The 12,336-nt window shown below is 45.1% G+C and carries 8 protein-coding genes and 1 tRNA gene; 4 read left to right on the forward strand and 5 right to left on the reverse strand.

Annotation, left to right across the window (positions count from 1 at the left end; genetic code table 11):
• Window positions 1-5 precede the first annotated feature (5 nt).
• Window positions 6-2,765: a DEAD/DEAH box helicase gene (locus J2S36_RS01550; RefSeq protein WP_309954848.1), complete on the forward strand. Its 2,760-nt coding sequence runs from the start codon at window positions 6-8 to the stop codon at window positions 2,763-2,765.
• A gap of 57 nt (window positions 2,766-2,822) precedes the next feature.
• On the forward strand, window positions 2,823-4,454 hold the full coding sequence (gene lnt, locus J2S36_RS01555; protein ID WP_309954850.1) for an apolipoprotein N-acyltransferase: 1,632 nt from the start codon (window positions 2,823-2,825) through the stop codon (window positions 4,452-4,454).
• 116 nt (window positions 4,455-4,570) lie between these two features.
• Here lnt and J2S36_RS01560 read toward each other — a convergent pair whose 3' ends face one another.
• Window positions 4,571-4,924, reverse strand: a complete 354-nt coding sequence (locus J2S36_RS01560; protein WP_309954852.1) for an RNA polymerase-binding protein RbpA — start codon at window positions 4,922-4,924, stop codon at window positions 4,571-4,573.
• A gap of 266 nt (window positions 4,925-5,190) precedes the next feature.
• Between J2S36_RS01560 and J2S36_RS01565 the strand changes: the two genes are divergently transcribed.
• Window positions 5,191-7,104 carry a solute carrier family 23 protein gene (locus tag J2S36_RS01565; RefSeq protein ID WP_309954854.1) on the forward strand — a complete coding sequence of 638 codons (1,914 nt, stop codon included), beginning with the start codon at window positions 5,191-5,193 and terminating at the stop codon, window positions 7,102-7,104.
• 94 nt (window positions 7,105-7,198) lie between these two features.
• On the opposite strand, the gene J2S36_RS01570 is transcribed toward J2S36_RS01565, so the two are convergent.
• The 4 genes from J2S36_RS01570 to pepN all read right to left on the reverse strand — a co-directional run bounded on the left by J2S36_RS01570 (window position 7,199) and on the right by pepN (window position 11,803).
• A complete protein-coding gene (locus tag J2S36_RS01570) occupies window positions 7,199-7,783 on the reverse strand; it encodes a MerR family transcriptional regulator (protein WP_309954855.1) in 585 nt (194 codons plus the stop codon).
• Between the two features lie 133 nt (window positions 7,784-7,916).
• Complete coding sequence (gene ftsR / locus J2S36_RS01575; protein ID WP_309954857.1) at window positions 7,917-8,669, reverse strand: transcriptional regulator FtsR; 753 nt, start codon at window positions 8,667-8,669, stop codon at window positions 7,917-7,919.
• Window positions 8,670-8,672: 3 nt separating this feature from the next.
• On the reverse strand, window positions 8,673-9,131 hold the full coding sequence (locus J2S36_RS01580; protein ID WP_309954859.1) for an FHA domain-containing protein: 459 nt from the start codon (window positions 9,129-9,131) through the stop codon (window positions 8,673-8,675).
• 128 nt (window positions 9,132-9,259) lie between these two features.
• Window positions 9,260-11,803 carry an aminopeptidase N gene (gene pepN, locus J2S36_RS01585; RefSeq protein WP_309954861.1) on the reverse strand — a complete coding sequence of 848 codons (2,544 nt, stop codon included), beginning with the start codon at window positions 11,801-11,803 and terminating at the stop codon, window positions 9,260-9,262.
• Window positions 11,804-11,929: 126 nt separating this feature from the next.
• Between pepN and J2S36_RS01590 the strand changes: the two genes are divergently transcribed.
• Window positions 11,930-12,003 (forward strand) — tRNA-Pro (locus J2S36_RS01590).
• The last annotated feature ends 333 nt before the right edge of the window (window positions 12,004-12,336 follow it).

Genomic DNA, 12,336 nt, shown 5'->3' on the forward strand with positions numbered 1-12,336 from the left:
TGTTGATGTTGTATCAAGATTTAATTGCGCATTTTGCAGATGTCTACCGTGAAAGAGGGATTTTTCTTGACGATTTTCAACAAGCAGCAATTACGGCGCTTACACAAGATTCAGATGTCTTAGTAAGTGCACCGACAGGCGCAGGAAAAACGGTAGTTGCAGAATTTGCAATTGAGCTTGCCTTCGCACGCGAATTGCGCTGTGTCTATACTGCTCCGATCAAAGCGCTTTCAAACCAAAAATATCGGGAATTATCTGAGCGATACGGGCAGGCGCAAATTGGATTATTGACTGGTGATACTGTAATTAATCGCGATGCACAAATTCTCGTGGTTACTACTGAAGTGCTGCGAAATATGCTTTTCGCCCAGGATTCTTCGTTGCATGATATTGGTTACGTAGTTTTGGATGAAGTACATTATCTGGGAGATAAATCGCGCGGACCAGTATGGGAAGAATTGATTTTGCAACTCCCACAAGATACTCGTTTGGTGGCGCTCTCTGCCACGATCGCGAATTCGGCTGAATTTACTGCTTGGCTGCGCACGGTACGTCCGGCAGTAACGTTTGTAGAATCAAAAATACGCCCGGTGCCACTATCGCAGGCAATGCTGAATCGTGGAAAGTTAATCGAGCTTTATCGGAATACCCAAAGACACATATCGGTAAATTCGCCGCAGGATACTGCAGTCTCGCAGCCTGACAGTCAATTTGAGCTGCAAGCTGTACAGCGTGCAATCGAATCTGAGAATCAGCGAAGTAATCGGGAAGGACGGGATCTCCGGCGGGGGCGGGGGAGTAATGGAAAACGGCTTTCTGCTGTATTTCGGAAAAAGATCGCACTCCAATTACGGAATCTGGAGCTGCTGCCAGCGATTGAGTTTATTTTTTCACGAAAAGGCTGTGATCAGGCAGTGCAGGATCTACTTGAGCGTGAAGTCTCTTTTACCACTGACGCTCAGCGCAAAATCATTCGCAAGAAGCTTGGGCATTTGCGTCGTGCGCTAAATGCGGAAGAACGTAAGGCAATCCAGTTTGGACTCTGGGAGAAAGCAATTCTTCGCGGTTTCGCAGCACACCATGCGGGGATGTTTCCAGCATTGAAAGAGTTGATTGAGGAGCTGACAGCTGCTGGGTTCCTCTCACTGATTTATGCTACTGGCACTCTTGCACTGGGAATCAATATGCCAGTACGTACTGTAGTTTTAGAGGAACTTTATAAATGGAATGGTGATTCTTTCGAAGATCTCTCTGGTACCGAATATACACAGTTGATTGGGAGAGCTGGTCGGCGGGGTAAGGATCAGCTCGGGACGGCAGTGATTTTGGCTCGTCCGCATACGGATATTGAATTACTGGCAAAGCTCAGCAGTGGGGAACTTGAACGGTTAAACTCAGTATTTTTTCCGTCATACAATACTGTTGTGAATTTGATTGGGAATTATGGATATCGCGATGCCCGATTGATTATGGGGACTTCCTTTGCACAGTACCAGTTAAACTCGCAATTAGGGGAGATCCAGGGAAAGCTTGCCCGGATTTCGCGAAAAATTCATGCTCATTCTGCTGACCTTGCCACGCTCTGCCAAAAAGGTAATTTGCCTCAGTATTTAGAATTACGCATGAAAGCAGGGAGAGCTTCAAAAGCTGCACGGAGGAAGGCAAAATCTGAATATCGTCGATCTATTGCAGCATCTTGGCGCGAAATGCAAAATGGAATACTTTATGCAATCGCTTTAGCTGGGGAAGTTACTTATGGGGTAGTGCTTTCACATAATGAGCGTCGGGCGCGGATCATCTCATTGTATGGCGATTTAGAGTGGATTTATGCGAATCAGGTGAGTGCGCCGTTACGTAATCTTGGTGAATTTTTGTTACCGCACGGGCTTTCTCCAAAGCAGGCTGCAGCAAGGGAAATAATTTCGCAAAAACTCTTTCGGCAGCTTTCTGAACGAATTGAATTAGAGCAGGATGCCGATCTGATTGGTGCGCAGGATCGTTTTGCAGTGCGGGAAACGCCGGAATTATTGGCACATCCAGTGCATCATTGTCGAGATTTAGCAGCACATCTTATTGTTGCCGAAGAATATTTATCGCTTGTGAATCGGCGCCAAGCCTTGGAAGCAAAGGCAGATGCTTCTCATGATTCGATTGCGCGGCAATTTGATGCAGCAGCGCAAGTGCTGAAAAAGTTGGGTTTTCTGCAGTCTGATACAGATATTTCTATTCGTAAAACTGATACTGGGGTTTTATCAAGCCAAAACAATCCTGATTGTGAATTGCGGTTGGGGATTGGTGGTGATTTTTTGCGTGCGATACACACAGAAAATGATTTGCTCCTGGCGCTTTGTTTGAATGAGTCGGTGCTGCATGAACTTAACGCAGCACAATTTGCTGGAATTTGTGCCGGTTTCTTAGGAGATAAGCGGATTAGTAAGCTTCCAATAGCTGATCCAAAATTACGAGCCGCCTGGAAAAGAATTGATGCTAATTATTGGTTCTTACGCGATTTGGAGGCAAAGCATGGAATTGATTTAACCGCTGAACCAAATTCTTCGGGAGTACAGCTTTTTACTCTCTGGGCTGATGGCGCAACGCTACCTGCAATCTTGAAATTTGGTCGGATTGAAGTAGGCGATTTTATTGGTAGTACTCGGCGCTTACTTGATTTACTCAGTCAACTCGCTCGTGCAGGTGCAGATAGTTGGATTGGAAAGCGCGCAGATACGGCGATCCATTTGATCCGTCGCTGGGATTGGCTTTAGTTTTCACACAAAAGTCTTCAAAATAGCAGTGAAATCAGTTAGGGTATGTTTGTGCAGATGGCAGCAGATGATCGAAAAATTATGCAGCAACCAAATCAGCATCTCTTAAGCGCTTTGCTGCTTGCGATCCTAGGTGGAATCGCGGGTGCTTTGGCAATTCCACCTTTTGATTTCTGGCCGTTTGTGTTTCTGAGTGTAGCTTGTTTCGCGCTCCTTGCACTGCACAATAAACCTTTGAGAGCTGCACTTCTGGGAGCGCTTTGGGCTTTTACCTATTTCTTTACGATTTTCGACTGGATCACTGTTTCTGCGGGCACCCCGATTGCCCGTATTGTGCTCGCACTTGTACTGGCGTGTTTTTTCTTTTTTATCGGACTGATCTGGGCGTTACTTTTTGCTCCTTATCGGGAGAGAGTAATATCGTTTTCCAGCAATAAGCAAAGCTTTCTTGGACTTCTTGGGGTCATGATGCTTGCTGCTTTTACCTGGATCGGGGTCGAGCAGTTGCGGATGGCGATTCCATTTGGCGGGATGCCTTGGGGAAATATCGCTTTTTCGCTGACTGATTCACCATTTTTGCCACTTGCACGCTTTGGTGCAACGCAATTATTACAGTTTTTTGCAGTGTTGATCAGCCTGTGCTTCGCTTTTATTTATCAGCTGCTTGTAAAAAGTTATTTTTTCGCTGCATTAAAGCTTGTATTTTTCGCTGCATTGCTTGCAATTTTGCCATTCTTTGTGCCATCAGTAGAAGTTTCAGGCCCAGCGATAAATGCTTTAGTAGTGCAGGGAAATGCTCCTGATTCTTTTGCAAATTATGCTGGTGGTGCGCGGGCATTGGAAATCACCGAAAATCATGTTTTACTCACACAGAAGACTTTTCGCGATGGCATTGATTTGGTAGTTTGGCCAGAGTCTGCATCAGATCGCGATATTCGTACTGACGCAAAAGCTCGCAGTACATTTGCAAAAATTTTTCCGATACTTGGCGATACTCCAATTCTTTTGGGCACGCAAGAATACTTTTCTGACGGGACTCGTACGAACGACTATCTAGTTTCAGTTTTCGGACAAATAGTAGGGAAGTACTCCAAACAGCATCCAGTTCCATTTGGTGAATATGTGCCATGGCGTAAAACACTCGGAAAATATTTCACTCAAATAGAACAAATTGCATCCGATATGATTCCCGGTAAATTGCCGGCTCGTCTCGATGTCCCACTGCGGAAAGAAACACTACAAAATACTGAAAGATCACGTTCGGTACGTGTGGGGGTACCGATTTGTTTTGAAGTAGCTTTTGATGGGATTGTGGCTGAAGCAGCACAGAATACGGATTTTATAATTTTTCCAACGAATAATTCTTCTTTTGGGCATACGGGGCAAGCGGCTCAGCAATTTGCAATGGCAAGATTCCGCGCTGTAGAACACGCCAAGACGGTGATCCAGGTTGCCACATCGGGGATTTCCGGTGCGATTGATCCGAATGGAGTAGTTGCATATACCACGGATCTTTATTCTGCGGATGCACGCGTGGTAAAGGTGATCTTGCAGTCAGAAAGTACTTTTGCCACGCGCACTATTTACCTTCGTGAACTGGCAATTTACATCATTTCTGGCGTTGCCACAATGTATGCGGCAATAAGTTATGTCAGATTAGGTAGAAAAAATCGGATTTCAAAGGCTTGATGTGAAAAGCCTTATCTTGAAAGGGAATGTTTATCGTAAAAATGCAGCTGATCAAAAAATTGTGTTTACACTGATTTTTGATTCAGTGTAAACACAATTTTTACTAATAAATAAAATTAGTGCATCCGTTTAAAGAGTCTGCCAGTACGCAATAATTCGAGGCGTTCTTCGAGAATTTCTTGTAATTCAGCTTCGGTGCGACGTTCTAAAAGCATATCCCAGTGCGTGCGCACTGGTTTTATAATCTTTTCTTCTTCTTCGTGTCCTTCGCCGCTAATAATTTGCGCTTCAGCTCCGCATTTGCATTCCCAATACATTGGAGCCTCAGCATCATCAGCAAGTGTCACTACAAACTTATGGCCATTAGTGCATCCGTACTCTTCGTCGCGACGACCTACAAAGGCAACGCCTGCTTCAGATTCAAGTGAATTAGCACCGATCCGCATCCCGCGTAATGAACGTTCTGCCACGTAACTTCCTTCTTCCTTCGTTTAGATATTTACCAGTAAGATTATAGTTATTACCTGAGACGAGGTGCGTTCTTCCAGGTAAGAGCTGAATCGAAAGAAAATAAGTATCCGATAATGTACATTATGTCAGATAATAGCAGGGTGTAATTTTCCCAGACCGACAAATGCCCCCTACTTGTGCCTTTCCGTCTCAGGATTCAAAATAAACCATGTCCAGATTCTGACCAGTTAAGAACTTCCCTGCTGTGATAGCGAAAATAAGTTAAGTGAATAAAATACGAAAAACACATCCAGTTGATGCAGTGCCAAGTCCTGCAAAAATATCAATTCTTTCCCTCCAGCATGTGCTTGCGTTCTACGCAGGAGCAGTAATTGTTCCATTACTTATTGCTTCTTCGCTGAATCTCGACCCGGAAACCACAATTCATTTGATCAATGCCGATCTGTTCACCTGCGGTATCGCAACATTGATTCAATCAGTGGGATTAGGCAAGAAAATCGGTGTCCGCTTGCCGATTATTCAAGGCGTAACCACTACTGCCGTCGCACCGATAATCGCGATTGGGCTGGCAACAACGGGCGGTAAAGGCGGTCTTGCAGGTCTGCCTTATATCTACGGTGCCATCATTTTCTCCGGATTATTCACCTTTTTCGCCGCTCCATATTTTGCGAAATTGTTGCGATTTTTCCCACCGATCGTTACCGGTACTGTGCTCTTAGTCATGGGCACTTCCCTGCTTTCAGTTTCGGCAAATGATTTTATTAATTACGCCGAAGGTACTCCCGATCCAGTCTGGCTTGGATACGGCTTTGGTACACTTGCTGTAATTGTGCTGGCACAACGATTTTTCAAAGGTTTCTTCGGAACTATTGCCGTATTGATCGGCCTGATTGGCGGAACTATCGTAGCTGCAATTGCTGGGCATCTTGATCCGGCAAAAGTCTCGGCAATTGGAGCTGCCGATATCGTTGGAATAACCACCCCATTTTATTTTGGAATTCCGGCCTTTACGTTTACCGGCGTGATCTCAATGATCATTGTAATGATTATTACAATGGTTGAAACTACCGGCGATGTATTTGCAACCGGAGAAATCGTTGGAAAGCGCATCACGCAAAAAGATGTTTCTGCAGCTATCCGTGCTGATGGAATTTCCACATTGCTCGGCGGTATTCTCAATTCTTTCCCTTACACATGTTTTGCACAAAATGTAGGACTCGTGCGGATTACACAAGTTAAGTCACGCTGGGTTGCTGCTGGCGCTGGCGTGATCATGCTTTTTATCGGATTAATTCCAAAGGCTGGGGCAATCGTTGCAGCGATCCCTTCACCGGTACTGGGTGGAGCTTCTCTTGCATTATTTGCAAATGTTGCTTGGGTTGGCTTGCAAACAATCGCCAAGGCCGATATGAAGAGTTCCCGCAATGCTGTTATTGTCACTACTGCTCTTGGATTGGCAATGCTCGTCACCTTCAAGCCAGGTATTGCTGGGGTATTCCCTGAATGGGCGCAGATTTTCTGCTCTTCTGGAATGACGATTGGTGCAATTACCGCAATCTTACTGAATCTACTCTTTTTCCATGTTGGCAACCAAAATGAGCCAATCAGCGCTGTAAAAATGGGTAAAGTCGCTATTGATGACATCAACTTGATGTCGCGAGAAGCGTTTGTTGCAACCTTCCGGAAAGTATTTAATAACCAGACGTGGCCACTTGAGCAGGCTTGGGAAGCACGGAATTTTACTGACGTGCTGAATCTGCGTGCCGCAATTCAAGAAGCAGTATTGACTGCCGACCCGAAGCTGCAGCATCAGCTGATTCTTGATTATCCGGATATGTATCAGTTGATTGCTACAGACGCGGAAGCTGCGGCTGAAATTTCACAAGATATTGGTTCGCTTGCGCTTGATGCAGCTACCGATGAGGAACTTGCGCAACTAAAAGAAATTTCTGAACAGTACCGCGAAAAGTTTGCTTATCCTTGGGTCGCATACCTGGGAATTTACGATACACCACAGCAGATCATTGCTCAGGGTTTGCGACGGCTAGAAAACTCTCCTGCTCGTGAACGGATTGCATTGCTATCTGAAATAACAGAAATTGCGAATGATCGTTTCGATAAAATTGTAGCTGACGCAAATCCGATCATTGCTTCCTGGGAATCAAAGTATTCCAACTAAGAAACAGATCAACCTCAAATAAATTAGCTGTGGTACGTTAGGAAAAACGTACCACAGCTAATTTATTTTATAAAGTAAAAACTTTATTCAGCTATCAAACCGCGTTTCGTTTCGCGCGGCGCAGAGCCAGTTCGTCCACATGGTTCGCTGTCGCATCAAGATGCTCCACTGGAAGCTCTGAAAGTGATCCTTCAACTTCACGCCAGACTTTACCGAGTGCAATCCCGAATACGCCTTGCCCCCCGCTGATCAAATCAATAACCTCATCATTTGATGTACACAAATATACTGACGCACCGTCAGACATTAACGTGACGCCGGCTAAATGCTCTACACCATAAGATTCGAGCTGTTCTACCGCGAGACGAATCTGCTGTAATGATACTCCGGTATCAAGCAGTCGCTTCACTGCTTTTAGTACTAACACATCACGAAATGAATAAAGCCGCTGTGAGCCTGATCCTTTTGCGCCACGAATATTTGGGACTACAAGCCCTGTACGATCCCAATAATCAAGCTGACGGTAAGTAATACCAACAGCACGACATACTGCCGGACCGCGGTATCCCGTCTCTTCATCAAGATCTGGAAGCAAATCTCCAAAGAGCATTTGCTGTGCACGCTGCGGGCGAACGCTTTGCGTGGATGCGTCACCAAACAAGGCAGCCTCCTCTATCATCAAAATTCTCTATAGCTAAGCCTATTGCGCAAACGAACAGAAAACAACAAAATAGCTTAAAGTATTCTTGGCGTGTCGCGCCGGCGTGCCTCAAGTTTTAGCTTTAAGTATTAGTGAAGTGATGAAACTTTCGTTAGCGAAGCTCAATCTCGATATTGTCAACAAGAAGTGCACGGTAAAGATTCGTCAGTAAAGAACTGATTTGCGCAGCTTGCGCAATCATTCTTTCTTTACCTCGCGATGTACCACGCGGACCGTCCGTGGAGAGTTGATTGATCGTATTTACCGCATGTGCATGAGCCGAATTACGCACTGCACGCAATTGACGTAAATCAAACCCCTGTTCTGAAAGCAGCATTACGTATCGCACAATATCTACTGCCTGCGCAGTCAATCTACCCCGCGCATCAGCTTGTAAAATCCCATGCTTCGCTAGCTCTTCAAGATCTTGTATCGAAGCTCCGGTCAGCGCAGCTAATTCAGCTTTATGCAGCCGTGTACCTGCTTGCACTGTGAAACGTTCAGCATCTTTCAATACCCGCATTTTACCCGGATGCTCTGCATTTGCTTGACCCGAATCGAGCTGCCGCAATTGCTCTTTGATTTGCGGCAAGGACACATAACGATCACGCTGTTCTACCAAAATGAAACGTAAACGTTCCACATCTGCCAGGGAAAAAAGGCGTTGATTTGAATCTGTCCGATAAACAGAAATTAATTCCTGAGATTCGTAGTAGCGAATTTTTGAAGCTTGCAGAAAAGGAAATTCCTTATTTAAGAGCGAAATCACTTCACCAATCTTTAAATTCGGCTCATGTGATACTTCCTGCGGCCACGAAACATAGTCATTTTGCCACTCTTGGGCAATTCTAATCTGTGCAGACATACCTTAGCCTTGCACACTTTCAAAGAAGGTAAAACGGAATTTTCCAATGCGCACTTCGTCATGATTATTCAACTTGGCTTCATCCACCAGCTCATCATTGACATAAGTACCGTTTAGCGAACCAGAATCTTGAATGTAAAATTCGTTATTATGACGCATAAAAATTGCGTGTTTGCGGGAAACCGTCACATCGTCAAGAAAAATATCTGATTTTGGATGACGCCCAGCGAAGGCTTGATCAGAATTAAGTAAATAGCGCGCACCTTCTCCTGGACCAAAACGCACAATTAGCAATGCCGAGCCAAGCGGTAAAGCCTCAATCGCAGCAATATCATCGCCATCAAGACCACGCGGATGTGCAGGAACTTCAAATTGAGCACGATTTATCGCAGAAAAACGCGATGTGACCGACGGATCCTGGATCGCATCGACCCGGTTCAAATCAAACTCTTGATTTTCCATAATTCGCTCCCTGTTGACGTGTTAGTCCTACTCTAATACGAAATTCTAGTGCGAGTTAGTTCATACTTGAAAACTCACAGCAATGCCACTTTGCAATCAGCGTAATCAAACTGAATACAAAGAAACGTTCAAGAATTAAATTTCTGTGCTTTTGCGCAACGATAGCTATCGTCAAGACAATCACGAATAATTTTCACAAGTGCACTTTCATGACCACCTGCAGCAAGCCAATTCTTTGCTTCGCGCTGTAAGGACACTTCCGCGTCAGGATCTGCGGCCATAATTTCAGTACGCGGGAAGATCCCATAAATAATTCGTTCAGCAATTTCTTGTGAGCGTGAGCGCCAAATCTGATCGATTCGTTCAAAGAAATTCGGGAGCGCAGCACGAGCTGCTGCCGGAGTGGTCGCTGCCATAAAGCCCGCAGCCAGCACACCAATTTCCAGATTTGATAGTTTTGCATCTTCTTGCAATAAGAGTGCCAAAGTTTCGTGCTGAGTACCAGGGATGCTGGCTTTTGCGCCAAGATAAGCCAGTTCATCTTTCGCTGAATGTGACTTTTCAAGTTCAGCAGCAAGTTCCCCATCCGCAAGCAAATTCATATTTGCCAGCGCAGTGAGTAGTGCCCAGCGCAATTCCTGATCCGTGGTTTCGTGAAGAAGCGTGCGAATTTGCGTTGTACCAGTTGTCGCAATTGGGGCAAGTTCAGCAATGGTATGCCGCCAAATCACGCCGAGATCTTCAGTTTCGGCAAATTCTGTAATTTGCTGCATCCCGGTTGTGAATAATTTTGCTGCAAAATCCTTTCGCTGCTGCACCGGTAAATAATCTTTGATTGCCTGCAATGCCGTCTTTAGCATTTGGTTCAATAATGCGCTTTGCTTCAGAGCAGCATTCCGCATTACATATTCGAGGTATTTCGCTACTTTCAGCTTCGCATCGCGTACTTCTTGCCAGAGTGCATTTGCAATAACGGCTCGTGAAAGCGAATCATTTACATCGTAGTTCAAGAAAGCATCACAAGATGCACGATCAAAACTTATCTTGAGGTAAGAGAGTCCGCCGTCATTCGGTAAAATCGCAGCAACCTCGGATCCGCCAAGGTTTTCCCACGGAATCATCACTTCATCAATCAACTCGATGTTCGTATCGGCTACTCGTTGGAGTATCTTGTGATCATCTAATTGCCAGCCCGATACGTTGATCAGATGCGGTCGGCGAATATCTTCACCCGTAAAAGGATCTGTGCCGATTTGTTTTAGCTGTACCCCTGCAGCAAGGCGGGTAACTTCCACTTGCGAAACGCCTGGGGTTTCAAACCACTCCTTTGCCCACAGTTGTACATCTTTTCCTGAGGCTTCGCTCAAAGCCGCAAGCAAATCGCCGAAAGTAGCAGCTTCAAAAGCATGCTTTGCAAAATACAAACGCGTACCGGCAAAGAATGTTTCTGTTCCCAGCCAAGATACCAATTGGCGCAACACAGCAGCACCTTTCGCATAAGTAATACCGTCAAAAACTTGGTCGGCTGCTTCTAAATCTGGCACATTTGCAATAATCGGATGTGTAGTTGGATATTGATCATTTGCTAAGGCCCATGCTAGGCGTGCACCGGTAAAAGCTTCCCATGCTTCATCATATTTTGTGCCGTTCACCAGCCCCCAGGCACCCATATATTCCGCAAATGATTCCTTCAGCCACAAATCATCCCACCATTTTGGCGTAACGAGATCCCCAAACCACATATGCGACATTTCATGCAAAATCGTGTTTCCACGGCTAGCAGCTTGCGCACGGGTTGTATGCCCACGATGGATGTACATGTTCTCGTTGAAAGTGACACATCCAGGGTTTTCCATCGCGCCAAGATTATACTCAGGCACGAATACAGAATCGTATTTTCCCCACTGATATGGCATCCCAAATGCTTGCGGGAAAATGTCTAAGCCTTGCTTGGTGACGGTATTGATATCAGCAAAATCGAAATATTCCGCCAAGGTTTCACGGCAGTAATAACCAAGTGCAATATCTCCATCTGGGCCACTATATACATCACTGAACTTGTGGTATGGTCCGCCGATAAAAGCAGTGAGATACGTAGACATGCGTTTTGTGGTTGCAAAAATTACCCGTTTACATGCTTTCCCTTGCGAGTTTTCACCAGCAGGCTGGGAATGTATTTCAGCTCCGTTGGAAAGTACCGTCCATGCTGCGGGTGCAGTAATTGCGATCGCAAATTCGGCTTTCAAATCGGGCTGCTCAAAATTTGGAAAAACGCGGCGTGCATCAGCTGGTTCAAACTGAGTGTACAGATAAGTTTCGCTATCGAGTGGATCACGGAAACGGTGCAAACCTTCCCCTGATGTGGAATATTTGCCCTTTGCTGCAATCATGATTTCATGCGCGCCTGGTGTGAGCGCAGCGAAAGTAATCCGTGCGCCGTCGTATTGAAAATCAATTTCTTGATCATCAATGCAGACGGCTTGTACGGAATCACCAATAAAATCAATATGGAAGGAGCCTTCATGCAGCTGTATGAGTGAAATCTGAGAAGTTACAGTAAAATTGTCAGATTTGGATTGCGCTTCACTCACATCAAGCTCAATCTTATATTTCTCAATTTTTAACAATTCACTGCGATATTGGGCGATTTCACGGGTAAGATTCTCAGACATGCTATTCATTCTAGATTGTGATGCTGATTTTCTGGAAATTGCTATTATGCATCTAAATTGATTATTATCGAAGCGTTGCAGTGGTAAAGAGGGATCACTTTGAATTCTGCTTTGCTTAACGCATCACGGGCTGTGGCGCAGTTTGGTAGCGCACTTGACTGGGGGTCAAGGGGTCGTCGGTTCAAATCCGGTCAGCCCGACGGTATGAAACATATTTATCATTCGTACACGGATTGTAGACTCCATTGCGCAGGGTACTTGTACGCATATAAAAATGAACTTAATAGCAGACAGATTAATGGAAGAAAAAGTCCCCACCTCGCATCAATATCAATATGCCAAGTAATAGTTCCCCCATCCTGTATTGAAAGTTGTCACTGCCTGTTTTTTATCTGCTTCAGTGCCGTTACCAAAAACTATAGTTTCGAGTGCGTCCTTTGTAAATATGCAAAATATTGGTAGCGATACCCACTATGTCTTCAATAATATGCGAAGAATACAGAATGGATCGTTCACTGCTTAACTTCGGTAAC

It is taken from the genome of Arcanobacterium hippocoleae (genome assembly GCF_031456295.1).
Taxonomy (GTDB): Bacteria; Actinomycetota; Actinomycetes; order Actinomycetales; family Actinomycetaceae; genus Arcanobacterium_A; species Arcanobacterium_A hippocoleae.

What these genes read in the sequence shown, in the direction of transcription:
- J2S36_RS01550 (WP_309954848.1), top strand. Translation starts at nt 6, where the DNA reads ATGTTGTATCAAGATTTAATTGCGCATTTTGCAGATGTCTACCGTGAA.
- lnt (WP_309954850.1), top strand. Translation starts at nt 2,823, where the DNA reads ATGGCAGCAGATGATCGAAAAATTATGCAGCAACCAAATCAGCATCTC.
- J2S36_RS01570 (WP_309954855.1), bottom strand. Translation starts at nt 7,783, where the DNA reads ATGATAGAGGAGGCTGCCTTGTTTGGTGACGCATCCACGCAAAGCGTT.
- ftsR (WP_309954857.1), bottom strand. Translation starts at nt 8,669, where the DNA reads ATGTCTGCACAGATTAGAATTGCCCAAGAGTGGCAAAATGACTATGTT.
- J2S36_RS01580 (WP_309954859.1), bottom strand. Translation starts at nt 9,131, where the DNA reads ATGGAAAATCAAGAGTTTGATTTGAACCGGGTCGATGCGATCCAGGAT.
- pepN (WP_309954861.1), bottom strand. Translation starts at nt 11,803, where the DNA reads ATGTCTGAGAATCTTACCCGTGAAATCGCCCAATATCGCAGTGAATTG.